Origin of the sequence: Dysgonomonas sp. BGC7 (assembly GCF_001261735.1) — a bacterium.
GTDB lineage: Bacteria > Bacteroidota > Bacteroidia > Bacteroidales > Dysgonomonadaceae > Dysgonomonas.
Genome location: NZ_CVRP01000004.1, coordinates 26,584 through 51,549, shown reverse-complemented (window position 1 = coordinate 51,549; position 24,966 = coordinate 26,584). Strand labels below are relative to the sequence as shown.

Genomic DNA, 24,966 nt, shown 5'->3' with positions numbered 1-24,966 from the left:
TATGAATTGAATCAGATCGATCATAACGACTGTCAGTTCTATATGCCAGGCTTCTGGTATCGTCATAATCTGCGCTCACCTAAGGAAGCCCCTTCATTTCACACCAGTGATAGTTAGCAGGTGCGTGAAGACAGGCTTAGTACACCGCTTACAGGTATATTCAATGAAAAGACAGGAAATTACTATATTGTTCTCCGCTTGGATGAATTCGCTAGGGAAAGCCTGACTACTCATCAGGCAGGTGAGGTTATTTTAGGAGGAAAACATCTATTGGTTTTACAGGGTTCAAAAATCTGAATGGTCATACTGCGCTAGTTTTTGGGTTCCCATATAGCGAAGCTCCAAAAACTTATCTGCGTAAACTGACATTGGCTCCTTCTGTACAGGCTTTTGAAAAGCTCGAAAAAGGAGAAAAACGTGAGCTTTGCTGGGAGATTGCGAATGGAACTGCCTCTGACTTTTCTGCATTTGTTGCCCAAACTTGGGAATATAGCTATGACAGATATAAACCACAGGAAGTAAAAACTCAATGGAATGTGGAAAGTGCAAAGAAAATTCTTTCTAATTTTTTTGTAGAAAGTTATGTAGATAAATATGATTTGAAATACTGTTCCGGTGTGCACATGCGTACAGACGATTGCTCAAGTACAGGTTCGGTTGAGGTTGGCTTCGTGGGACGAGTATTGCTCAATGCTTTTAATGCACTGGAAATGGAGAGCAGAATAATCGTCCGGAACTCGTGAAAAATGCTAATAGTATATTCGATAGTTATCTGAATCATGGATTTACTCCTAATGGTTTCTTCCGCGAATTTGTAAATTACGATAAGAATAGCGAAACAAATATTTATAGCATACGTCGTCAGTCCGAAGGAGTGTTTGCCATTCTCAATTATTTAGATTACGAAAAGAAACAAGGGCGTAAGCATCCTGAATGGGAGGAAAAGATCAAAGTAATACTCGGAAACTTCATGAAACTTCAAGAAGGAAACGGTAGTTTTCCTCGAAAATTTAATGACCAGTTCGGTCTTTTAGATTCTTCGGGAGGAAGTACGCCTTCTGCTACTTTGCCTCTCACGATGGCATATAGTTATTTCAAGGATAATACTTATCTGGAAAGCGCACGAAAGACATCTGTTTATCTCGAGAAAGAACTGATTTCTAAGGCGGACTATTTTTCATCGACACTAGATGCTAATTGCGAAGATAAAGAGGCTTCTCTCTATGCCTCTACGGCGATGTATTACTTATCTATGGTGACTAAAGGAAAAGAACGAGAACACTATATAGATCTGGCTAAGCGTTCAGCATATTTTAGTCTGTCATGGTACTATACGTGGAATGTGCCTTTTGCACAAGGGCAAATGCTCGGCGATGTTGGCTTTCAGTCTCGTGGTTGGGGGAATGTTTCAGTAGAGAACAATCATGTCGATGTATTTATCTTTGAGTTTGCCACAGTGTTAGATTGGTTGGCAAAAGAGCGTAATGAAAAGAGATTCTCAGACTTCTCTTCTGTTATAAAAGTTCTATGTTGCAACTGATGCCGATTAAAGGACATATGTTCAATATTGGTAAAGTGGGGTATTATCCCGAAGTTGTACAACATACAAACTGGGATTATGGAAAAAACGGTAAAGGCTTTTACAACGATATTTTTGCTCCCGGGTGGACTGTTGCATCTTTATGGCAGATGCTTAGGACCGATCGTGTAGAAAAGTTTTTTGCCGGGACAAAGAAATAAGTCCTTGATATTATAAATAATGATATATTTTTAGTATCTGGTGTAGGGGCGAATAAATATTCGACCCTACACTGTTTTAAATAGCAGAGTTTATTCAATTAATAGTCCAATTTTGCCATTCTCAATAGAATGACAGAATTGGGCGGTTTTTTTATAACAAAAATATTTTATTGCATTCATTAAAACTTATTTAATATATTTGTTCTTTAACCCAAACAAAGCTAAATGAAATCACATCTTTGCATTCTCACGACAATTCTTATTGCTTTTTGTATTTTAAAAGCTCAGGCGCAAACATCAGAGGATAATATACTGATAAATAAAAAAATATCATCTTTCTCTTTCGATAGAGAAAAAGAAGGCATTGTAGTGAACGAGAAAAATGCAATCTATTATGAATGTAGTAAATGGGGTGAAACATATACTATGACCGAAAGCTATAATAACAAAACTAAACTTACAGATATAGACCGAAAAGGCAGATATTCATCTAAACCTGAATATAAACTTTATACTTCAGATAATATGTTCTACACGGATCTGAATATTTGTTATATAGACCTTTATTTCGAACGTAAAGGAGCAACGAATGAATTGAAATTCAAAAAGAAATATTTAGATCCACGTTATTTCACAATAATTCCGTTAAGTGACGATTTATTTATTAAAGAAATGGAAGTAACCGTGAGGGTCCCTCAATGGATGAATGTAGAACTACTCGAATATAGTATAGATAAAAATATCAGTAAAAATATTAGTATAGACCCAAAGAGTCAGGATCGCATTTATAGTTATAAGGTAATCAATCAGCCGGCCGAAAAGAGAGAAAGTAACATGCGAGGATATACTCAAACTTATCCTCATATACAGGTTATATGTAAATCGGCGAATATAGATGGAGAAAAGGTAACTTTTTTTGAAACTCTCAACGACCAGTATGCATGGTATCATAATATTGTCAAAGATGTGAATAACGATATGACAATTATTCGTACTAAAGCAAAGGAAATAACTAAAGACTCTAAAACAGACGAAGAAAAAATCAAATCCTTGTTTGCATGGGTGCAAGACAATATAAGGTACATTGCCTTCGAAGATGGTTTAGCAGCATTTAAACCCGATGATGCACAAGAGGTTTTGAGAAAGAAATATGGAGACTGCAAAGGCATGGCAAACCTAACAAAAGCTTTATTACAATCGGAAGGTTTCGATGCGCGTTTGGCATGGTTAGGCACCAATCATATAGCATACGACTATACGACACCATCATTATCTAATGACAATCATATGATTTGTGCCTTATTCTTTAAGGGAAAGACTTATTATCTGGATGCTACGGTGAAATATATACCATTAGGCGAATACTCTCATCATATACAAGGCCGACAAACACTTGTAGAAGACAAAGACAATAGTGAATACTTACTTAACAGAATACCCGTTTTTCCTTCCCTGATGAATACAGATAGTCTCTATAGTGAAATACACGTAGATGGGGACATCTTACAAATGAAATCGAAACATTATTACATGGGTGAATCCAAGCAGATTTTACTTTCACTAATGGATGCTACACCAAAAGATAAACTTAACAGTGTTTTAAAGGTGTTTCTGGAGAATAACAGCTCGCAGAGTAAGGCTGATGACATTCAGATACGAGGTGCTTCCTCTCAATCTCAGGAAGTAGAAATCTGTTATAACCTAGAAACTAAAGAAGGACTTCAAAGTATCGACAATGAGTATTACATAGATCTTGATTTGCAAAAAGATTTCAGTAATAATAATATTAATATTGAAAAACGAGTACATGACATAGATTTTTCTTATCATTACTATGTTGTACGTCAAACAGTTTTAAATATTCCTCAAGGCTATAAAATAACATCTATCCCCAAAGATTTACGTATAGAACGTGAAGGATATACTTTTTCTATAGAATATAAACAGCAGGATAACAGGCTTATATATAAGAAAATAATAAATATTCCATCCGACTATCTTAAGAAGGATAGCTTTAATCAATGGAACGATGATATTTCATCGTTGCGAAAAGCATATATGGAGCAAGTAACACTAACAAAAATTAATTAGTATTTATAATGAAAAGAACCTTATCCAAACTATTATTGTTTGCCATTACCTTCATTTGCACACAACACATAATGGCGCAAAAGTATGATGAATATGCAAAAGAAGTGCGATCTGAAGTGTGGGGATGGAATCGCCCTGAGTTCAAAAACTATTCAGTACCTGACAAATACAAAAATGAGTCGGCCGTGCTAATTGCTATACATGAACAGATAGAGGCTAAAAGACAAAAACGTTTGCGTTTTAGTGCTTTTGGTAGCATAGGTGTCAACAAAGAAGTAGTGTATAGTCATATTCTTCGCAAGATGATAAAGATTAACGATAAAGTCTCACTTGATGATTATTCGAGCCTGTCTTTTCGTAGCCAGGAAAAAAGATGGGGTGTTTGGATGAGTAGCAAATATAAAACTATAGTAGGGGTTCGCATTATCAAAGCAGATGGCACTATCAATGAAGTGGATATCAAAGCAGAAGCTGTAACTGTCGATGAAAAAGAAGAAAGTAAAAAAGTGGCGATACCAGACTTGCAGGTAGGCGACATCCTTGATTATTTTATTTGCAACGAAGGGCATATTGATTCCGAAAATATTCCTTTCATTACTATTGCCTTTGTGGATAAATATCCAATATTTTCATATAGTGTTCATTGCGAAATAAATAAAAATTTAACTACCGAATACCGCTCTGTCAATGGTGCTCCTGAGTTTAAAGAATCTACCAACGAGGACAAAGAAATTGTATTGGACGTTAAGAAAGAAAATATAGCTAAAGTAGAAGGCATGAATAGATGGTCATCAGCCTTTCGTGAATATCCGATCATACGTTTGGCTATTCTCAACAACGGATCGGGTAATATATGGAAACCGAAAACAGCACGTAAAAGCGGAGTATTTAAAGATGTGCCGCCCGAAACCATTATCGCTGATGCTAAATGCAGTGTAGGAGGCGAAATTATGGCTGGTACAATAGATATCTACAAGATGACAAGAAGTATGGCCAAAAACTATATAAAAGAGAATCCTCAGGTAAGCAAGGAGGATCTTGCTTGTTATATCTTCAACGCGTTACAATATAACTGGTTTATTGATGGCGGAGGTTATACCTATATTGGTTTTCCTAAATATCTCGCTACATTGTTTAAAGAATTTAAAATAGAACACAAATTTGCACTTACAACAAGTCGCTTCGATGTACCAATGAATGAACTATTCAACAGGTATGACCTTTATTTTGTTGTTTTGGCAAATAACAATACTCAATTCTTCAACTCTAATATGCCATTTGGTATCGGAGGTGAGATTCGTCCCGAATTTGAAGGCGAGTCGGTTATCACCTATGCCAATTATAAATTCAAGAATGATATGTTACAAGGGACAGAAGGCTCATTCAAAACTCCAATAAGCAGTCCTGATAAAAATTCTTTATTGCAGAAGATAAGAGTCTCTCTTTCTGAAGATCCTATGATATTGGATATTGCCATGGAGTCGTTCACAAAAGGTGCTCTTAAATCTCAAGATGTAGGAAACTATGTGACGCTACAAAAATGGCACGAAGAAATACGGCAGAGCCTTGGCTTGAAGGATAGTTTCGAAGAGTATATGAAATCGAAGAAAAGTATGCGTAAGCAATTAGATGACTACAATGAAATTATAACGAAAGAGCAAAAAGATCAGGAGGATCAGATAAAGAAAATTATCTCTGAGTATCATCAGGCAGATCCGAAAGAGGTCTTGAATTATGAAGTTAAACATTTAGGTGTAACTTCTCAGAATCCAAATTTGGAAACCAGTGTTCACTACCTCCAAGAAGGTCTTGTGCAAAAAGCAGGAAAGAACTATATCCTAAATGCAGGGAAGTTGATTGGCCGCCAATTAGACTTAAAGGGAGATGATCGTAAACGTAGTATCGACATGTATTTTCTATCTTCTCGGATGTTTAAACACGAAATTCAAATCACAATTCCGGATGGATATACAGTCGATAATGTGGATAACCTCAATATCAGTCTAGATAATGAAGTGGCTTCGTTCACTTCATCAGCAAGCATCAATGGAAAAACAATAACAATAGAAGCTTGTAAAACTTATAAAACTCTGATTGAACCTCTTCAAAATTGGGATAGACTCTTGCAGATACTAGATGCGGGCGTTAACTTCTACTCACAATCAATTGTTCTGAAAAAGAATTGAAAAGCTGAAGAGGGACTATATAAATTAATTAGCAGTTTGTTGAAAATAATGCTGATTTGTTTTCTAATTCAGGCAATAAACGAAGTCCTAGATCTCGGTTCATTGCCTGAATTCAAGTTTACCTGATATTCTCATTTTATTAATCTGCTTTTATATTGTATTTTTGTAGCTTCTTATTTAAGATAGAATATGAAAACGGTTGTTACAACCTTCAATGCCAAATATATACATACTTCTCTAGCTCTTCGTTGGTTATATGTAGCTAATAAAGAGAGGTGCGATATTTCATTCAGGGAATATACAATAAAAGAGAATGTGGGAAAGGTTGCAGAGGAATTGCTGACTCTTGATTGCGATGTGCTTGGACTAAGCGTTTATATTTGGAATGTTAATCATACCCGAGAGCTGATATCACTGCTCAGAAAAAAGAATCCTTCTCTTGTAATTATATTAGGAGGGCCGGAGGTGATGTATGAACCTGAGTTTTTCCTCGAGAACTGGCCGATAGATTATATTATAAGTGGAGAAGGCGAATTTGTTTTAGGAGATTTGCTCCAAGCTATAGAGAAAGGTGAGGAAATAGAAATAGGAGGTGTTTCGAGGAAAGGTAAGATAAGCAAGCAAATTGCAAGAGCCGATCTCGAAAAACTGTCAGTATTACCATCTCCTTATATGTTGGAGGAAGATATTGAAAACCTTAAAAACAGATTGGTTTATTTCGAAACATCGAGAGGATGTCCCTATCAGTGCCAATATTGTTTGTCTTCATTGGAGAAAGGTGTGCGCTATTATCCTACAGGTCATATTTTACAAAATCTGAAATACCTTATAGATAATGGTGCGAAGCAAATCAAATTTCTAGACCGCACATTCAATCTTAATAAAGATCATACTCATACTGTTTTTGATTTTCTGATAGATAATTATCGTCCAAATCTTAGTTGCCAGTTTGAAGTTTATGCTGATCTGCTTAAGGATGATATGATTGACTATCTGAATAGAGAAGTACCAAAAGACTTTTTTCGTTTCGAGATAGGTATTCAGTCAACATACGAACCTACTAATATTGCAGTGAGGCGGAAACAAGATTTTCCGTTATTGGCAAGTAATGTAAAGAAAATAATGGATGGAGGTAAAATTGATCTTCATCTCGATCTTATAGCCGGCTTGCCTTACGAAACACTGGAGCGTTTTATCCGGTCGTTTAATGATGTCTTTGCTTTAGGGGCAAAAGAAGTACAGCTCGGTTTTCTAAAAATGCTGAGAGGGACAAATCTGCGGCGCGATGCTGAAAAGTATGGTTATAAATATGATACCGAGGCTCCATACGAAATAGAATACAATACTGATATTTCCCGGGCAGATCTCGATCAAATTCACGATGCGGAACATGCGCTCGAAAAGTTTTGGAATAGCGGTCGCTTTAAAAATACAATGGAGGTGTTATTCTCTGAATACTATACAGGAAGATATTTCGAATTGTTTGACGAAATAGGACAGTTTTACAATGATAACCAATACCCGCACAGAGGCTATCAGTTAGAAGACTTATTTCGTAACCTGCATCTGTTTCTTATAGAAAAGGGAATAGATTTGTTTAAGTTTTTACGTACCGATTATTACAATAATTTTTCGAGAAGGCCACAAGGATTTTGGGAAGATTCTTTAGGTAAGAAAAAAAGAAAGCAACTGCTGTATCTGATAGGACAAGATAAAGACTTTCTTAAAGAGCAGGGCTTAACTCGTAAACAAATAGAGAAACAGATGGCTGTCGATTTATTATCGGATGAGGAGATAATGCTAACCTTTTTTGATGTGGAAAACAGTCCCCAAAAACATCGTACATTTCGTTATACAATGCCTCCCGATGAAGTTCTGATATAAAAGAAAAGAGTGGCATAAGAGCCACTCTTTTTCATGTTACCAAACATGTCTTATTTCCCAAACAAACTCGTTAATGCACCGAGTATGCCCCCTTTTTTATTTCCTTGTCCCGAGAATGATTCAACAAGAGATTCTATACTGAAAGAATCGTTCGGGTCGTTCGATTTCTTAGAAATTAGTCCTATCAGAGCCGGTATTACAGCAGATGCAATACTGTTGGCTACACTCGAACTTAATCCAACCTTTTGGCTAAGAGCCGATACTACTGAACTTTGTATGGAAGAAACTAAAGGACTGTTTGCGATGTCTGAGTTGTCGTTGCCTCCGAACAGACTCACTATGCTGCCAAGATTGTTAGAAGACAACTGCCCTTTTAGGCTGTCTACAATAGTAGAGGTTGTAGTTTCTATAGCAGCATCTTTCTTTTCGGCTGGAACATCAGTATTGTTTGTTATGGCTTGCATAGCCTGATCTTTTACAAGATCTAAAATACCATCTAGCATGATTCTATAATATTAAGTTTATAATACTATTCTAACATTTCAGATGATATTTTGTTTGTTCTCAAGAGTTAAGAAAGTGATGTCATTTATTGACTAAGATACTCTTAAACTCTTCCCAATTATCGAAGAGAGCTTTCATTGATGGTAATACGATATTCGCTCCTGCATCTGCCAGTACAGAGTCGGGCATAGGTCCTGTATTTACGGCAATAGTAAATATTCCCGCAGCAACGGCAGCTTCTACTCCACGTGGAGCATTTTCTATTACTATAGCTTGATTTGGCAAAAGATCTCCGGCTTTCTCTAATCCCATAAGATAAGGTTCGGGATGAGGTTTGCCGTGTTTTACATCGAAGGCTGTTACCATTTTGTCCTTACTAAACAGTCCTGTGAAATTATGCTCAATTTTATTAATGAGAGTTGGTTGCCCCGAACCTGTGACAATAATACATAAAAGCCCTTGGTTATGTACCTTTTTTACAAAATCATACGCATAAGGTATTAGTCCCCCATCATTGTATTTGGTAAATAGCTCAGTCTTCCTCCTGTATATTGCTTCTTTTTCTTCGGAGGTAGCGTCACGGCCTTTCTCTCTATTCATCAGATAATTGATAGTTGTACTGCCTACCATTCCTTCGTACAGGTAAAACTCTTCGGGAGTACTTGGTATTTCAAACTCGTCCATTGTCTCTTTCCACGATTTAGCGTGCCATTTCATGGAATCGTAGAGCACTCCATCCATATCGAAAAGTACAGCCTTGAGATTGAAATTAGTATAGTTGTTTTTTGTCAGATAGTTTTCAAAAGAAGTATTCATTTCAAAAGAAGTATTCGTTGTTATTGCAAAGATAGTTTTATTCTTTGAGATAGCCTAAATAGAATAAAAGTCATAAAAACGTAAAAAACTTAGCTTTTTATTTGTGTTTGTCAAAATTTGAAATAACTTTGTCAATCATATAGAAAAGATTACAATGATCACACATAGTATTATTATTAGTTCACTCATTATCCTCTGGAGAAATTTAGGGTGAGCATTGCTATGTAGTATATATAAAGAAAAACTAGAGCCTTTCTCACTCGTAAAGATGAGAAAGGTTTTTTTATGTAAAAAAGTATTATAAATCAATTAAAAAAATTATGGACAAGTTATTTATTTTTGACACTACATTGAGAGATGGAGAGCAAGTTCCTGGTTGCCAGTTGAATACTATTGAAAAAATAGAGGTGGCTAAAGCCCTCGAATCGCTCGGTGTAGACGTTATCGAAGCAGGTTTTCCGGTGTCGAGCCCGGGCGACTTTAAATCGGTAGTCGAAATATCAAAAGCTGTGACTTGGCCTACTATATGTGCATTGACCCGTGCTGTAGAAAAAGATATTGAAGTTGCGGCTCAAGCCTTACAGTACGCAAAAAAGAAGAGAATACACACAGGTATAGGTACATCTGAATATCATATACGTCATAAGTTTAACTCTACACCCGATGAAATCGTCGAACGAGCTATTGCAGCTGTAAAATATGCTAAACGATTTGTAGAAGATGTGGAGTTTTATGCCGAAGACGCAGGACGCACAGATAATGCTTATTTAGCTCGCGTTGTACAGGCTGTTATCAATGCAGGTGCTACTGTAGTCAATATTCCTGATACAACGGGCTATTGTTTGCCAACGGAATATGGTGCAAAAATAAAATACCTTATTGACAATGTGGATATGAAGAATGCTATTCTTTCTACTCATTGCCATCAAGATTTGGGGATGGCTACAGCAAACTCCATTATGGGGGTTTTGAATGGAGCTCGTCAGGTAGAAGTTACAATAAACGGAATTGGTGAACGCGCCGGAAACACTTCTTTAGAAGAGGTTGTGATGGCTATAAAGAGCCATAAGGAGTTGGATATTGAGACGAATATCAATACACAAAAAATATATCCTGTCAGCCGTATGATATCCAGTCTGATGAATATGCCTGTGCAGCCGAATAAAGCTATTGTTGGGCGTAATGCTTTTGCCCATTCATCAGGAATACATCAGGATGGTGTATTGAAGAACCTTTCTACATACGAAATCATTGATCCCAAAGAAGTCGGAATTGATGATAATGCTATTGTTTTGACTGCCCGTAGCGGAAGAGCTGCTCTAAAGAACCGATTGAATTTGTTGAATATTGATGTTAATGACGATCAATTATCCGAATTGTACCAACGTTTCTTAGAGCTTGCCGACAGAAAGAAAGATATTACTGATGAGGATATTCTGATACTTGCCGGAAAAGAAACAGATAAGATGCACCGTATAAAATTGGATTATATGCAGGTTACTTCCGGTATTGGAGTGAAATGTATAGGAGTTGTCGGACTCGATATAGCGGGAGAGAAGTTTCAGGCTTCGGCTACAGGGAACGGTCCTGTAGATGCTGCAATAAAAGCAGTAAAGGAAATCATAAAGCGTCAGATGGTAATAGAGGAGTTTCTTATTCAAGCTATAAATAAAGGTAGTGATGATACGGGTAAAGTGCATATGCAGGTATCGCATGATGGTATAAATTATTATGGATTCTCTGCACATACAGATATAGTTGTAGCATCTGTAGAAGCATTTATAAATGCAGTTAATAAGTTTACAATATAAGCTAAATAGTAATCAACAAAGAACATATTAAATAGAATGAAAACATTATTCGATAAGATTTGGGATGCACATGTTGTGTCTGCCGTAGAAGATGGTCCTACTCAGTTGTATATAGATCGTCATTTTTGCCATGAGGTAACAAGTCCGCAAGCATTTAACGGGCTTCGAACTAGAGGGTTGAAAGTGTTTCGTCCCGATAAAACAACCTTGACGGCAGATCATAATACTCCTACTATAAATCAGGATCAGCCTGTAAAAGACCCTGTTTCTAAGAACCAATTAGATACTCTGTCTAGAAATGCAGAAGAGTTTGGTCTTACTTTATATGCGTTAGGAAACAGAAAAAATGGAGTAGTTCATATAATCGGACCCGAAAATGGTTTTACTCAGCCGGGTATGACTATTGTATGTGGAGATAGCCATACATCAACACATGGAGCATTCGGAGCCATTGCTTTCGGTATAGGAACCAGCGAAGTGGAAATGGTATTGGCTTCGCAATGTGTACTGCAGAGCCGTCCTAAAACGATGCGCATTACTTTCAACGGGAAACTTGGTGAAGGTGTAACAGCAAAAGACTTGGCTCTTTATATGATATCTAAGTTGACTACAGGTGGTGCTACAGGCTATTTTGTAGAATATGCAGGAGAAGCGGTACGCAATATGTCGATGGAAGAACGTATGACACTTTGTAATCTTAGTATAGAAATGGGTGCTCGCGGAGGGCTTATAGCTCCGGACGAAACTACATTCAGCTATGTGAAAGGCCGTGAATTTGCTCCTAAGGGCGAGGAATGGGACAAGTCCTTAGCTTATTGGAAGACATTAAAAACAGATGAAGGCGCTAAATTTGATAAAGAGCTTACTTTCGATGCTTCGGAGATTAAACCAATGATAACCTATGGTACCAATCCGGGTATGGGTATGGGTATAAATGAATCTATACCTACTTTGGATCAGATAGATGAGGCAGGAAGGATCTCTTTCCGTAAGTCTATGGATTACATGGGTTTTGAACCAGGAGAAAAGGTAGAAGGAAAACAGATAGATTATGTTTTTCTTGGTAGCTGTACAAATGGTCGTATAGAAGACTTCCGTGCTTTTGCCAATTTTGTAAGAGGGAAGAAGAAAGCCAATAATGTGGTTGCATGGCTTGTTCCGGGTAGCCATATGGTTGTAGACCAAATAAAAGCAGAAGGTTTGGATACGATACTTACAGAGGCCGGTTTCGAACTACGTCAACCGGGATGTTCAGCTTGCTTGGCTATGAATGACGATAAAGTGCCTGCGGGTAAATATGCTGTATCGACATCTAATCGTAATTTCGAAGGCCGTCAGGGACCAGGTGCACGCACTATTCTGGCAGGCCCTTTAGTTGCAGCAGCAGCAGCAGTAACAGGGCGGATAACAGATCCACGTTCAATTTAACTTGCTAATTCATTAATTTACACATTAATTTTTATGGAAAAATTTCAAACTCTTACCTCGACATATGTTCCACTACCTATCGAAAATGTGGACACAGACCAGATAATACCGGCTCGCTTTCTGAAAGCAACAGACAAGGAAGGCTTCGGAAACAATCTTTTTGCCGATTGGCGCTACAACAAAGATGGCAGTACTAAAGCTGACTTCGTTTTGAATAATCCCACTTATAGTGGAGAAATACTTGTTGCCGGAAAAAATTTTGGTAGCGGATCCAGTCGCGAACATGCTGCATGGGCAGTCGGCGGATATGGATTTAAGGCGGTAGTATCGAGTTTCTTTGCCGATATTTTCAGAAACAATGCGCTGAATAATGGGGTATTGCCTGTTATTGTTACTCCCGAATTTCTGTCAGAAATATTTGCATCGGTAAATTCTGATCCGAAAGCTACATTAACCATCAATTTGGTAGAGCAGACAATAACCAATAATGCAACAGGTCGGTCGGAAGGTTTCGAGATAAATCCTTATAAAAAAGAATGCCTTCTTAAAGGTCTTGATGATATAGACTATTTGCTTTCTAAAAAAGGAGTGACAGAGAAGTATGAAAAAGAGCATACTTTGTAAAGAATAAGCAATGCAGAAAGGAAAAAACTTCTTATTAATGTTGCTGGCCTTTTTTGTAATATCACCTTTATACGCAATAAAGCCTGATAGAAAATATCGTTTTCGTCCCGAAAAAATGGGATTGATATATAAAGAACTTGATGTTGTTACAAAAGATGGATTGAAGATTAGTACGTGGTTTTTTCCTGCTCAGAATAGCTTGTCTGATGAAGAAAAAGAGGAGGCTTGGCTTAATAACAGTAAGAAAGAATATATTGTATTAGACAATAGTCCCAGACCGACTTTGGTTATTTGCGACAGCGATGCAGGCAATATGTCTTGGATACATTTACATCTTGCTCAGGAAATAACTAAGCTGGGAGTAAATGTCGTAACATTTGACTGGAGGGTTTTTGGTGAAAGTTCAGAATGGCCTATGGACACCAATTATATGTGTTATACCGAAATGTTATTGGACTACGATGCTGTAATAAGCAGAATTGCAAAAGAACCTGTTGTTGATAAATCCAAAACAACTCTTATGGGGTGGTCTACAGGGAGCTATTTGTCTATGATAACAGCTAATAATAATCCTTTAGTAAATGCTTATATCGGCATAGCCACTCCTTCCAATTTCGAAGAACTATTACCTGTTCTGAAAAAAGTGCAGAACAAGACTGATGAAGAAATAATAGTGCCAAAAGATTTTCCTACAACCCAAATGCCTATTTATATCGCTTCTGAATTTAATAAACCTATTTTTCTTATTGTAGGAAGTGAAGATGACAGAACTCCACCCTATATGAGTGAAAATATATATCATCTTTTACCTAAAGGAATAAAGAAAGATTTGTGGATTGTAGAAAATGCAGAACATGGAGGTGCTGATGGCCCTGTAACTATAAATTTTGAAACTTTTATAGGCAGGGTTGATAAATTTATTCACGATGTTTCCTATAAGTAAAAGCCCGTATTTAATGTCGAAATAATTCATTCTGTGATTATGTTTATAGACATTAGTTCGGCCTGCAAACTTAAACATATTTGATGATGATAGAAATAATGGATACAACCCTGAGAGATGGGGAACAGACATCAGGTGTCTCGTTCTCTTCTCAGGAAAAAATGAGTATAGCTCACCTACTTCTTGTCGATCTGGGAGTCAATAGGTTGGAAGTAGCCTCCGCCCGGGTATCGAACGGAGAGTTTGCTACCGTAAAGAAAATTGCGAGTTGGGCTGCTGCTACCGGCCATATTGATAAAATAGAAATATTAGGATTCATAGACAAAGGAGCTTCTTTGCAATGGATAAAAGATGCTGGTTGTAAGACAATCAATCTGTTGACAAAGGGATCATACAAACATGTAACCGAGCAGTTGCGTAAAACCCCCGAGCAACATCTGGCGGATGTAAGATCGGAAATAGAGCTGGCTCATAAGATGGGCATAACGGTCAACGTATATCTCGAGGATTGGTCGAATGGGATAATACATTCCGAAGATTATGTTTATTTTATGATGGACGGAATGAAGGACTTACCAATAAAGCGTTTTATGATTCCTGATACATTGGGAATACTCAATCCCCATAGCGTATGGCGCTGTTGCCGTAGGATGATAAACCGATACCCTGATCTGCATTTCGACTTTCATGCGCATAACGACTATGATCTGGCTGTGGCAAATACAATGGTTGCGGCAGAGGTTGGGGTAAAAGGTGTACATGTGACCATGAACGGACTTGGAGAGCGTGCCGGTAATGCTTCGCTGGCTAGTGTTATAGCAGTCTTTCACGATCAGTTGAAGCTTGAAACATCTATAAGAGAAGAAAATATAAATAAGGTGAGCCGGGTGGTAGAATCTTTTTCCGGACAAACCATATCGGCCAATCAGCCTATTGTCGGAGATAATGTATTTACTCAATGTGCAGGAATACACGCCGATGGAGACAATAAAAATAATCTGTATTTCAACGACTTGTTCCCTGAACGCTTTGGTCGGGTAAGAGAATATGCTCTCGGAAAACTTTCCGGCAAATCCAATATCCGTAAAAATATAGAAGCTCTGGGGATAGAACTTGACGAGGCGGATATGGCGAAGGTAACAAACCGCGTGATTGAACTTGGTGATAAGAAAGAAATAATAACGCAGGACGATCTTCCGTATATTATTACTGATGTATTGAAGAACAATGAGAAGGAAAAACGGATAAAGATCCTATCTTTTGCATTTGTCCTCACCAAAGGTCTTCGTCCGACTGCCACAGTACGTATCGAAATATATGGTGAAGAGTATGAATGGACTGCTCCGGGCGACGGACAATATCATGCTTTCTCTAAGGCCTTGTATAAAATATATACCCGTTTGAACAAACCAATACCTATACTGACCAACTATACTGTGTATATCCCACCGGGTGGACGTACCGATGCGTTGGTACAAACAGTTATTACATGGGAGTTTAACGGAAAGAGCTTCAAAACGCGAGGATTAGATGCCGACCAAACCGAGGCTGCTGTTAAAGCAACAGAGAAAATGTTGAATATAATAGAGGATATGTAGTGTAAAATATTATCATTCCTTCAAATATCGGAATTGAATAGTTAGATATATTTAAGGAGATAAGTATTGTTTGCTTCGTAATTGGTCATCTTATCTTTTTCATATAATTTCCAGAGTTAGGTATAGGTAAACCCGTTATAATTATTTTATTAACTTTGCTACCTATCTTTGTTATATTACTCTGTTTCCAATTAGTCTCGAATAGATGCAAAAAGAGCTTGTGTCGACTTGAAAAATGAAAGATATAAACAAGGAGATATTCAAAAGAAGCAAGATAAAAGGGATAATTAACGAAGTTTCATGATTAAAGAAATAAAAAATAAGTTAGACAATAAATTTATAGGGGCGATAGTCTATCTTTTATCTATATTATTACTGTCATTATTGTTTCTTGCGATCTTCAGACTGATCTTTTTCTATACAAATGCCTTGATCGAAATTTCTATTAAGGAGTATTATCTGAGAATTATAGAAGGATTTTTGCTTGGGGCTAGTTTTGATACCACTATAATTTGTACTATACTTCTTTTGCCTACTTTGGTATTGCCGATATTGGCTCTTTTCAATACTTTAAACAAGAAGGTGTTGAGGATTGCGAATATTTATATAATTATCTGTATGTTCTTCGTCTTTGCCATTACAGTGGCCGATATACCCTATTTCCATTATTTCAGAAGACATATAGAATTTGATGTATTTCAATGGGCTGGCTATTTTAACGAAGTGTCGGGTATGATTTTGCAGGATGCCTCATTCCTGAAGTTTTTTATATTGATAATAGTCTCTTTTTCTGCTTATATTTTTATTTTAATAAAGGTTACATCTGCAATACGGAAACGATTTATCGGTGAAGTTCAATTTAAAAAAACACCGCTTAAATATATCGTTTCACTCATTGTGGTATATGTGTTTGTTTTTTGGAATATTGCCTGCTTGATAGAACGGGATAAGATCATAGAAAAATCTAACTGTTTTGAAAAGGTTATGCTACGTCAAATGACTATAAATCCTATTTTTTTTATTGGTCAGACTTCAGTAATAACACAGTTGGAATCATGGAACGATGAAAAAGACGTGCTTGAGCATGCAACTCAATATCTAGGTTTTGATATATCATCACCCGATTATTACAGACGGGATTCAATTGATAGTAATCAGCATTCTATAAGTAATAAACCTAATATTGTCCTTGTTTTTGTAGAATCATTATCTTCTTATTATCTGGATGCGAAGAAAGATAATGATAAACCATTGATCCCATTCCTGAAAGGATTGACGGAAAAATCTATCTATTTTGATAATTTTTATTCTCAAGGAATACATACCAATCAAGGTATAGTCTCTACTTTATATGGTTTTCCCAATATATTCGATAAGCATATGTTAATGAAAGTTCCTGTGTCTTTGAATATAGAAGAAGGCCGGAATGAAGAATTAAATGACGTAAGAAAAAATGTGCCGCTATATCATGGTTTGCCTAACGAATTGAGAAAATACGGTTATAATACCATATCGCTGATAACACACCGTAAGAGTTTCGATAATATAGATTTCTTCTATCCAGCCAACGGATTCGATCAATTATTTGGTCAAGAGGATTATCCTCAATCGGAACGAGTTAATATCTGGGGTGTTTCTGATAAATCCCTTATGAGTCATTCTTTAGAAAAGATAGATTCTTTATCCCAACTTAATAAGCCTTTTTTTACAAGTATACTCACTATCAGTAATCATCCTCCATTTGTTTATCCTGCAGAATTTGAAAATACCACCCCGTATGAAGATATGAACGCGATCGCATATGCCGATGATTGTTTTCGTCAGTTTATGGAAAAGGCTTCACAAGAAGAATGGTATAAGAATACAATATTTATCTTTTTGGGAGATCATGGAAAGACTTATGAGGTTGGATCGCAAGCAACAAGCAGCTACGAGATGCCTTTGTCGCTGACTCATATTCCGCTCATTATTTATTCACCATTATTTGAAAATATACCTCAGAAAATATCTAATCTGGGCTGTCAGATAGACGTGTATCCCACAGTTATGGGATTGGCCGGTCTTCCTGTTATTTATAATACTTACGGAATTGACCTTTTTAAGCAAGAGAGGAAATATGTATTTTTTTCTACAGGAAATAAGCTTGCCTGTTTGGATAAGGAATATTATTATCTTTACGATTTTTCATATAAACATGAATATCTTTATAGACTAGCCGATAAAGAAACCACAAACAGGATTACTGAAGAAAGGAAGAGAGCTGATAGCATGAAGTGCTATTCAGAATCAATGATAAGAAGTGCAAATTATATTTTTGATAATTACTTAAAATAAATCATATGAAATTAAACATTGCAGTACTTCCCGGAGATGGGATCGGGCCTGAGATAATTGGACAGGCATTGAGAGTAACAGAGGCTATCTGTGAAAAATTCGGACATGAATTGTCTTATGAATACGGAGTAGTGGGAGCCACAGCTATAGACGAAGTAGGAAATCCATACCCGGATGGTACACATGAATTGTGTATGGCTTCGGATGCAGTCCTTTTTGGAGCTATCGGCGATCCTAAATACGATAATAATCCATCGGCAAAAGTACGTCCCGAGCAAGGACTTTTAGCTATGCGTAAAAAACTGGGTTTATATGCAAATATCCGTCCGGTATCTACTTTCCCTTCTTTGATACACAAATCTCCGTTACGTGCCGATCTTGTAGATGGAGCTGATTTTATGTGTGTGCGAGAACTTACCGGTGGTATGTATTTTGGTCGTCCTCAAGGTCGTAGTGAGGACGGTGACACAGCTTACGATACATGTGTATATACACGTGAGGAAGTTGAGCGTATCTTGCACCTTTCGTATAAATATGCCCGTATGCGCCGTAAGAAAGTAACAGTTGTAGATAAGGCGAATGTGTTGGCTACATCTCGTTTGTGGCGTCAGGTGGCACAGGAGATAGAAAAACAATATCCTGATGTGGAAACAGAATATATGTTTGTAGACAATGCTGCAATGCAGATTATACAATGGCCTAAACGCTTCGACGTGCTTGTTACAGAAAACTTGTTTGGAGATATACTTACCGATGAGGCATCTGTTATTACAGGTTCATTAGGAATGTTGCCTTCAGCGTCTATAGGTATTCACACATCAGTATTTGAACCTATACACGGATCTTATCCTCAGGCTGCCGGAAAAAATATTGCTAACCCGTTGGCTACTATTCTGTCTGCTGCATTGATGTTCGAGTATGCTTTCAATTTACATGAAGAAGGCTCGCTTATCCGTAAGGCTGTTGACGCCTCTATGGATGCAGGAGTGGTAACAGAAGATATATCTCTTAACGGAGGTAAAGTTCATTCGACATCCGAAGTCGGAGATTGGATTGTTAATTATATAAAAGGTTGATTTTCTGAGAATATATTGAAGACGGTGAGGCCAATAAGCTTCACCGTCTTTTTTTAACATGATGATATAGTCGATTTATTTATTTTGGTAACTTATTTTTTATATTTTTGGGATTCAATTAAAATAAGATGACACTTAAAAAGCTATATAACAACTTCTTGGTATGGAAGGCCAAGAATGTGAAAGAAAAGCAACTGGTTTTGTTCGTGAGTTTTCTTATTGGTATATTTACTGCATTGGCTGCGTATATATTAAAGAGTCTGATTCACTTTATTCAAAATATTCTTACATCCCCTTTCCTGACAGAAGGTGCAAACTATATGTATCTCATATATCCCGCTATAGGTATTCTTATAGCAGGACTATTTGTAAAATATGTTGTCAGAGACGATATTAGTCATGGGGTGACTAAGATCTTGTATGCTATTTCGCAGCGAAAGAGTTTTATAAAGTTACACAACGTCTATACATCTATTATAGCCAGTTCGGTTACTATCGGATTTGGGGGATCGGTAGGGGCTGAGGCTCCTATTGTATTAACCGGATCTGCTATAGGCTCTAATTTGGGACGCTTCTTTAAAGTAGAACAAAAATACCTGATGTTACTTATCGGTTGTGGTGCTGCCGGAGCTATTGCCGGCATCTTTAAGGCACCTATTGCCGGGCTCGTATTTGTTGTAGAAGTATTATTGCTCGATCTAACTACGTTTACAGTGCTTCCTCTGTTGGTAACTTCTGTTACGGCAGCTACTCTTTCTTATCTGACTATGGGGCAAACGGCTATGTTTAAATATGCTCATACCGATGCTTTCCTTTTGGAACGTATACCATATGTTATTCTTTTAGGGCTTTTTTGTGGTATAGTGTCTCTGTATTTTACACGTGCTATGGGATGGTTCGAAGATCGGTTTCGAAAGTTGACCTATTGGCCTAAATTTGTAATAGGTGCAACCATCTTAAGTGTTCTTATATTCTTGTTGCCACCCCTCTATGGAGAAGGCTACGATACTATAAATGCTCTCATTAGCGGATCGAAAGAATATGGAGCCATGTTGGATAATACAATATTTTTTCAGTTCAAAGATTCAAGGTGGACTATCATAATATTCTTATCAGCCGTGCTTCTATTAAAAGTATTTGCTTCCAGTGCTACAAATGGGGCTGGAGGAACAGGGGGTATTTTTGCTCCATCGCTTTTTTTAGGATGTATAGCCGGTTTCGTCTTTGCATTTGTCCTTAATCATTCCGAGTTGAGAACTTATGTGCCTCTTCTTCCCGAAGAAAATTTTGCACTTATGGGAATGGCAGGAGTAATGGCAGGGGTGATGCATGCCCCATTGACGGGTACTTTCCTTATTGCCGAATTGACAGGAGGGTATGAGTTATTACTACCTTTGATGATTGTATCTATATCTTCATATGTTTTCATCAAAATATTTGAGCCTCATAGTATTTATTCTATGCGTTTGGCTAAAAAAGGAGAGCTGATAACTCACCATAAAGACAAGGCCGTTCTTACATTGATGGATATAGAAAAGCTTATAGAAACTAATTTTCAGGTAGTACACCCCGAAATGACACTGGGAGACATGGTGAAACTTATATCCCGTTCGCCACGAAATGTATTCCCTGTGGTAGATGATAAAAAACGTTTTATGGGGATTGTTCTGATAGATAATATCCGTAACATAATGTTCAGACCCGAGCTATACAATCGCTTCTCCGTTTCTCGCTTTATGACCTCGCCTCCTGCAATCATTGTGGTGGGGATGACAATGGAGTCGATAATGAAAGCCTTTGACGAAACCAAAGCTTGGAATTTGCCTGTGGTAGACCAAAAAGATGTGTATCTGGGCTTTATATCTAAGTCTAATATTCTGGATGTGTATAGGGAGGTATTGGCCGAGAATTTCGTAGAAGAATAGATTTTGACGATTTATTTTAATCTAATTTATGAAATGATAGGAAAGTATATATCTGTTACTTTTTTATCTTTGCAATAATCAACAATTTAAATAATAAACAGTATGAGATTATTTATTGGAGTATTGTCTGCTGTCATAATTCTTACCGGTGCCACGCTTACCGTTCTTGCATTGTGGAATATACAGCCTATTTCGTGGAGTATAATCTGGCGGTCGGGCGCAACTATAGCTATAGTTTGTATTACATTTCTCATACTGTGGCTTGTTCGTGTCCTGTTTTTTAAGAAAGATCCTTTCAATACAAATAAGTTAAATAAGTAAATCCTCCGAAGCAAGAAATAAACAGGAAAAGCGTAAAGGAAATTTTTCTCCTTTACGCTTTTGTATCTTTGTCAGAGAGTGTTTTTTAGCTATTTTTGTATAAAATAAGAATTAGGAATGGATAAAAGGGATTTGCGGATTGTTTTCATGGGAACGCCGGACTTTGCTGTCGAAAGCTTAAAGGCTCTTGTGGAGAATGGATATAATGTAGTGGGTGTGATTACAATGCCCGATAAAGCGAGTGGGAGAGGACATAAGATTCAATATTCCGCTGTAAAAGAGTATGCATTAACACAAAACCTCCCTTTGTTGCAACCCGAGAAGTTGAAAGAAGAATCCTTTCTCTCCGATCTGAAAGACCTGAACGCTGATTTACAAATTGTTGTCGCTTTTCGCATGTTGCCCGAAGTTGTATGGGATATGCCTCGTTTGGGTACGTTTAACCTGCATGCGTCGTTACTCCCTCAGTATAGAGGTGCTGCACCTATTAATTGGGCCATTATCAATGGTGAAAAAGAAACAGGAGCTACCACATTTTTCCTTACTCATGAGATAGATACAGGTAAAATTATTCTTCAGAAGAAAATTCCTATAGGAGACGAAGATAATGCAGGAGTGATTCATGATAAATTGATGGTTTTAGGCGCCGAAATGGTTTGTGAGACAGTGGATATGTTGCTAGATGAGAAAGTAGATGCCATAGACCAATCCCGTTTCTTTGCAGATGAGACTGAACTAAAATCTGCTCCCAAAATATTTAAGGAAACCTGTCGGATAGATTGGAGTAAACCGGTAAAAAATATTCATAATCTAGTTCGGGGAATGTCTCCTTATCCTGCTGCCTGGACAGAATTATATATGCCGGGTAAAGATCCTCAAATGGTAAAAATATATGTATCAGAGATTGTTGACAGGTTGCCACAGAAAACTATTGGTACAATTCTTACAGATAATAAATCATGTTTGGATGTGGTCTGTGCTGATGGGACTATCCGGATTAAAGATATTCAGTTTCCGGGAAAGCGTGCGATGAAAGCAGAAGAGTTGTTAAGAGGATATAAGATTGAAGAAGGAGCTCGCTTTGAATAAAAGTTTATCTATATAAAAACAGACAAAATATAAAAACAGAGTCTAAAAAGTAATAAATAGAAATATAATGAAATCGGTTACTTTCGTTACTTTTTAGTTAAAATAAGAATTTATAGACGATGCAAAAAGTAATAAAATCAACTGATCTGAATAAGGATCTTTCATATATATTAAGCCAACTGTCTTTCGATAAGCTGTTTATTCTTACAGATGAGAATACAGAAAAACTTTGTTATCCTCTGGTTCAAAATAATGAGCAAGTGGCAAAAGCGGGAAAAATAATAATAAAGGCTGGAGATAATAACAAAAATATAGAGCAACTGTCTGCTATTTGGAAATATCTGTCCGAAAATGGAGCTACCCGTCATTCGCTGCTTATCAATCTTGGAGGTGGAATGCTTACAGATATTGGAGGTTTTGCCGCAGCCAGCTTCAAACGAGGAATTAAGTGTATAAATATCCCTACTACTCTTTTGGGCGCGGTGGATGCTGCTGTAGGAGGTAAAACAGGCATTAACTTCGATGGGTTGAAGAATGAAATAGGTGCATTTGCTCCTGCCGAGACAGTGCTGATTGATTCTGTATTTTTTCGTAGTCTCGATCATCCAAATTTCCTTTCGGGCTATGCTGAGATGATAAAACATGGACTGATAGACAGCGATAAGGAATGGAAAGCTACCATCTCATTCGATACAGAAGAGGTAGATTATGATAAACTGAAGCAGTTAGTGGTCGATTCAGTCGCAGTGAAGGAGCGTATTGTAGAGATAGACCCGTTCGAACATGGTATTCGCAAAGCTCTGAATCTGGGACATACCATTGGTCACGCATTTGAGAGCTTGTCTTATGAAATAGGTAAGCCTATTCAACATGGCTATGCTGTTGCATGGGGTATTATTTGCGAATTGTATCTGTCTCAGAAATATGCAGAGTTTCCAAAAGAGAAATTGTATAAGACTGTTTATTTTATAAAGGATAACTATGAGGGCTTTCCTTTCGACTGCGATCACTATGAGCGATTGTACGAATATATGAAGCACGATAAGAAAAATGAGTCTGATACAATAAACTTCACTTTTCTGTCGGATGTGGGAAAAGTAGAAATCAACCGAACCGCTACAAAAGAAGATATATTCGATTCGATTGATTTCCTTCGTGAAAGTGTGGGCTTGTAATATATTGTTACATATTATTTGACAGGAAGCACCTCGATCCAGTAATCGTCAGGGTCATTTATGAAGTAAAGTCCCATATCATGATTTTCGTAAGCGATGCAACCCATTTCGCGATGATATTCTCTTATTTGGTCGTAGTCTCCCGCTACTCTTATGCACAGGTGACTTTCATTTTCTCCCAGCTCATAAGGTTGTGTGTGATCTTTGAGCCATGTAAGTTCGAGAGAAAACTGCGTAACTCCGTCTCCGAGATATACTAAAATGAAAGCTCCGGTAGATGATTCTTTTCGTCTTACTTCTTTTAAGCCTAAAGCCTTGTTGTAGAATTCTATACTCTTGTCCAGATTGGTTACATTGATGTTGAAATGATCAAATCGTCCTTTTATTTCCATAATCTATTTTTTGTTTTTTTTTGTTTTTTTTTGTCTATGATGTTAAAAATCAATGCTTTCTCCTCTGTGCATCCAGCAAATGCATTTAGTCCCATTTGCTTCTGCTATCGGGGCAAACGCCGCAGCACTTTCATACCCGTTTTCGCTGAAATGCATTGGTGCAAAGATATCAGTTTTTATTCTCTTAACGAACTGTTCTGCTCCTTTCATGTAGTCTTTGCCTAGCCGTTTGTCTATCGGGAACATTGCTAAATTGAGGTGATTAACATTATCAGCCAAAAGATTCAGCTCATTCATATAAAACTCTTCTGCTTCTTTCACTTCTTCGGGTGTTGACTCTTCGTTCCAGTGCCAGTTGTTGAGATCTCCGGCATGAAATATGGTTTTGCCCTGTACTCTTATCAAGAAGGAACCTCCCAGGTCAGTAGAACCAAATGCCTGAATAGATAATGTGCTATCTCTATAAGTTTCAAGTTTATTCATGTACAAACCTGCATCATCTCCAGCTTTCTGATTGTCGTATATGTCTTTGGAAAGAATATATATAATATCGTTCCGTTCCTTTTGCCATTTGAGTATTTCCTTGTTGAAATGGTCGTAATGGGAATGGGTGCTTAATACATATAATTTGCCTGCTTTTTTCAGGAGCTCTTTGTGTACTAATCCTTCATTAGGATTGTCAGAAGTGTCTTTGTAGTAGTCTATGATAATAGTAAAACCATCTCCTTCTATTGCAAATCCACTATGATAAATATATGTTAGTTTCATCTGTTTTCTCAATTTTTATCTCTATAACAAACACCAATCTATATCTGTTCTGTAAAAATAATAAAATTGAATTTATAGTATGTTTTACAACATGTTAATTGTTTGTCACATTTTGCTTTATTTAAGAGGTTTATATGCAGATCTTTAATGTCTATGTGTGATGAGGATGTGTGCGAACACATATTTTGAAATAAGAGATTATATTTGTTCATTTGCAATAGTCTGTGCTATTCAAATCCTTATATTTCAATATTCTAATAT

The 24,966-nt window shown here is 37.1% G+C and carries 18 protein-coding genes and 1 pseudogene; 15 read left to right on the top strand and 4 right to left on the bottom strand.

Features of this window, described 5'->3' with window-relative positions; all coding sequences use genetic code 11:
- Nucleotides 1-42 precede the first annotated feature (42 nt).
- The 4 genes and pseudogenes from BGC7_RS02855 to BGC7_RS02840 all read left to right on the top strand — a co-directional run bounded on the left by BGC7_RS02855 (nucleotide 43) and on the right by BGC7_RS02840 (nucleotide 7,901).
- Nucleotides 43-1,740: pseudogene (locus BGC7_RS02855) on the top strand (hypothetical protein).
- A 225-nt stretch (nucleotides 1,741-1,965) separates the two neighbouring features.
- A complete protein-coding gene (locus BGC7_RS02850; RefSeq protein WP_050700062.1) occupies nucleotides 1,966-3,831 on the top strand; it encodes a transglutaminase-like domain-containing protein in 1,866 nt (621 codons plus the stop codon).
- 8 nt (nucleotides 3,832-3,839) lie between these two features.
- Complete coding sequence (locus BGC7_RS02845; protein ID WP_082206434.1) at nucleotides 3,840-6,017, top strand: DUF3857 domain-containing protein; 2,178 nt, start codon at nucleotides 3,840-3,842, stop codon at nucleotides 6,015-6,017.
- A 189-nt stretch (nucleotides 6,018-6,206) separates the two neighbouring features.
- Nucleotides 6,207-7,901 carry a B12-binding domain-containing radical SAM protein gene (locus tag BGC7_RS02840; RefSeq protein ID WP_050700060.1) on the top strand — a complete coding sequence of 565 codons (1,695 nt, stop codon included), beginning with the start codon at nucleotides 6,207-6,209 and terminating at the stop codon, nucleotides 7,899-7,901.
- 50 nt (nucleotides 7,902-7,951) lie between these two features.
- Here BGC7_RS02840 and BGC7_RS02835 read toward each other — a convergent pair whose 3' ends face one another.
- Together BGC7_RS02835 and BGC7_RS02830 are read right to left on the bottom strand one after the other, a co-directional pair.
- Nucleotides 7,952-8,404, bottom strand: a complete 453-nt coding sequence (locus tag BGC7_RS02835; protein WP_050700059.1) for a DUF937 domain-containing protein — start codon at nucleotides 8,402-8,404, stop codon at nucleotides 7,952-7,954.
- Nucleotides 8,405-8,486: 82 nt separating this feature from the next.
- Nucleotides 8,487-9,221, bottom strand: coding sequence for an HAD family hydrolase (locus tag BGC7_RS02830; RefSeq protein WP_050700058.1), 735 nt, complete (start codon nucleotides 9,219-9,221; stop codon nucleotides 8,487-8,489).
- Between the two features lie 320 nt (nucleotides 9,222-9,541).
- Here BGC7_RS02830 and BGC7_RS02825 point away from each other — a divergent pair, with 320 nt between their 5' ends.
- The 11 genes from BGC7_RS02825 to aroB all read left to right on the top strand — a co-directional run bounded on the left by BGC7_RS02825 (nucleotide 9,542) and on the right by aroB (nucleotide 23,545).
- Nucleotides 9,542-11,032 (top strand): 2-isopropylmalate synthase, encoded by a 1,491-nt coding sequence (locus tag BGC7_RS02825; RefSeq protein ID WP_050700057.1) that lies wholly within the window; start codon nucleotides 9,542-9,544, stop codon nucleotides 11,030-11,032.
- A 36-nt stretch (nucleotides 11,033-11,068) separates the two neighbouring features.
- Nucleotides 11,069-12,460: a 3-isopropylmalate dehydratase large subunit gene (gene leuC, locus BGC7_RS02820; protein ID WP_050700056.1), complete on the top strand. Its 1,392-nt coding sequence runs from the start codon at nucleotides 11,069-11,071 to the stop codon at nucleotides 12,458-12,460.
- Nucleotides 12,461-12,493: 33 nt separating this feature from the next.
- A complete protein-coding gene (gene leuD / locus BGC7_RS02815) occupies nucleotides 12,494-13,084 on the top strand; it encodes a 3-isopropylmalate dehydratase small subunit (protein WP_050700055.1) in 591 nt (196 codons plus the stop codon).
- A 10-nt stretch (nucleotides 13,085-13,094) separates the two neighbouring features.
- On the top strand, nucleotides 13,095-14,027 hold the full coding sequence (locus tag BGC7_RS02810; RefSeq protein ID WP_050700054.1) for an alpha/beta hydrolase: 933 nt from the start codon (nucleotides 13,095-13,097) through the stop codon (nucleotides 14,025-14,027).
- Between the two features lie 86 nt (nucleotides 14,028-14,113).
- Entirely contained in the window at nucleotides 14,114-15,625 is a 1,512-nt protein-coding gene (locus BGC7_RS02805) for an alpha-isopropylmalate synthase regulatory domain-containing protein (RefSeq protein ID WP_050700053.1), read from the top strand.
- Nucleotides 15,626-15,925: 300 nt separating this feature from the next.
- The gene (locus tag BGC7_RS02800) at nucleotides 15,926-17,959 is read left to right on the top strand and encodes an LTA synthase family protein (protein ID WP_050700052.1); all 2,034 of its coding nucleotides are present in this window, start codon (nucleotides 15,926-15,928) and stop codon (nucleotides 17,957-17,959) included.
- A 5-nt stretch (nucleotides 17,960-17,964) separates the two neighbouring features.
- Nucleotides 17,965-19,035 carry a 3-isopropylmalate dehydrogenase gene (leuB, locus tag BGC7_RS02795; RefSeq protein ID WP_050700051.1) on the top strand — a complete coding sequence of 357 codons (1,071 nt, stop codon included), beginning with the start codon at nucleotides 17,965-17,967 and terminating at the stop codon, nucleotides 19,033-19,035.
- Nucleotides 19,036-19,163: 128 nt separating this feature from the next.
- Entirely contained in the window at nucleotides 19,164-20,960 is a 1,797-nt protein-coding gene (locus BGC7_RS02790) for a chloride channel protein (RefSeq protein WP_050700050.1), read from the top strand.
- A gap of 102 nt (nucleotides 20,961-21,062) precedes the next feature.
- Complete coding sequence (locus tag BGC7_RS02785; protein WP_050700049.1) at nucleotides 21,063-21,281, top strand: hypothetical protein; 219 nt, start codon at nucleotides 21,063-21,065, stop codon at nucleotides 21,279-21,281.
- Nucleotides 21,282-21,398: 117 nt separating this feature from the next.
- On the top strand, nucleotides 21,399-22,370 hold the full coding sequence (gene fmt, locus BGC7_RS02780) for a methionyl-tRNA formyltransferase (RefSeq protein ID WP_050700048.1): 972 nt from the start codon (nucleotides 21,399-21,401) through the stop codon (nucleotides 22,368-22,370).
- A 119-nt stretch (nucleotides 22,371-22,489) separates the two neighbouring features.
- Nucleotides 22,490-23,545: a 3-dehydroquinate synthase gene (gene aroB / locus BGC7_RS02775; RefSeq protein ID WP_050700047.1), complete on the top strand. Its 1,056-nt coding sequence runs from the start codon at nucleotides 22,490-22,492 to the stop codon at nucleotides 23,543-23,545.
- A gap of 14 nt (nucleotides 23,546-23,559) precedes the next feature.
- On the opposite strand, the gene BGC7_RS02770 is transcribed toward aroB, so the two are convergent.
- Both BGC7_RS02770 and BGC7_RS02765 read right to left on the bottom strand, forming a co-directional pair.
- Nucleotides 23,560-23,937 (bottom strand): VOC family protein, encoded by a 378-nt coding sequence (locus BGC7_RS02770; protein ID WP_050700046.1) that lies wholly within the window; start codon nucleotides 23,935-23,937, stop codon nucleotides 23,560-23,562.
- Between the two features lie 42 nt (nucleotides 23,938-23,979).
- Complete coding sequence (locus tag BGC7_RS02765) at nucleotides 23,980-24,705, bottom strand: MBL fold metallo-hydrolase (RefSeq protein WP_050700045.1); 726 nt, start codon at nucleotides 24,703-24,705, stop codon at nucleotides 23,980-23,982.
- Between the last annotated feature and the right edge of the window lie 261 nt (nucleotides 24,706-24,966).

Excerpts from the sequence above, each read along its gene's own strand:
- fmt (WP_050700048.1), top strand. The coding sequence starts at position 21,399 with ATGGATAAAAGGGATTTGCGGATTGTTTTCATGGGAACGCCGGACTTT.
- leuB (WP_050700051.1), top strand. The coding sequence starts at position 17,965 with ATGAAATTAAACATTGCAGTACTTCCCGGAGATGGGATCGGGCCTGAG.
- BGC7_RS02850 (WP_050700062.1), top strand. The coding sequence starts at position 1,966 with ATGAAATCACATCTTTGCATTCTCACGACAATTCTTATTGCTTTTTGT.
- BGC7_RS02840 (WP_050700060.1), top strand. The coding sequence starts at position 6,207 with ATGAAAACGGTTGTTACAACCTTCAATGCCAAATATATACATACTTCT.
- BGC7_RS02830 (WP_050700058.1), bottom strand. The coding sequence starts at position 9,221 with ATGAATACTTCTTTTGAAAACTATCTGACAAAAAACAACTATACTAAT.
- BGC7_RS02785 (WP_050700049.1), top strand. The coding sequence starts at position 21,063 with ATGAGATTATTTATTGGAGTATTGTCTGCTGTCATAATTCTTACCGGT.
- leuC (WP_050700056.1), top strand. The coding sequence starts at position 11,069 with ATGAAAACATTATTCGATAAGATTTGGGATGCACATGTTGTGTCTGCC.
- BGC7_RS02810 (WP_050700054.1), top strand. The coding sequence starts at position 13,095 with ATGCAGAAAGGAAAAAACTTCTTATTAATGTTGCTGGCCTTTTTTGTA.
- BGC7_RS02845 (WP_082206434.1), top strand. The coding sequence starts at position 3,840 with ATGAAAAGAACCTTATCCAAACTATTATTGTTTGCCATTACCTTCATT.
- BGC7_RS02790 (WP_050700050.1), top strand. The coding sequence starts at position 19,164 with ATGACACTTAAAAAGCTATATAACAACTTCTTGGTATGGAAGGCCAAG.
- BGC7_RS02835 (WP_050700059.1), bottom strand. The coding sequence starts at position 8,404 with ATGCTAGATGGTATTTTAGATCTTGTAAAAGATCAGGCTATGCAAGCC.
- aroB (WP_050700047.1), top strand. The coding sequence starts at position 22,490 with ATGCAAAAAGTAATAAAATCAACTGATCTGAATAAGGATCTTTCATAT.
- BGC7_RS02825 (WP_050700057.1), top strand. The coding sequence starts at position 9,542 with ATGGACAAGTTATTTATTTTTGACACTACATTGAGAGATGGAGAGCAA.
- BGC7_RS02770 (WP_050700046.1), bottom strand. The coding sequence starts at position 23,937 with ATGGAAATAAAAGGACGATTTGATCATTTCAACATCAATGTAACCAAT.
- BGC7_RS02800 (WP_050700052.1), top strand. The coding sequence starts at position 15,926 with ATGATTAAAGAAATAAAAAATAAGTTAGACAATAAATTTATAGGGGCG.
- leuD (WP_050700055.1), top strand. The coding sequence starts at position 12,494 with ATGGAAAAATTTCAAACTCTTACCTCGACATATGTTCCACTACCTATC.
- BGC7_RS02765 (WP_050700045.1), bottom strand. The coding sequence starts at position 24,705 with ATGAAACTAACATATATTTATCATAGTGGATTTGCAATAGAAGGAGAT.
- BGC7_RS02805 (WP_050700053.1), top strand. The coding sequence starts at position 14,114 with ATGATAGAAATAATGGATACAACCCTGAGAGATGGGGAACAGACATCA.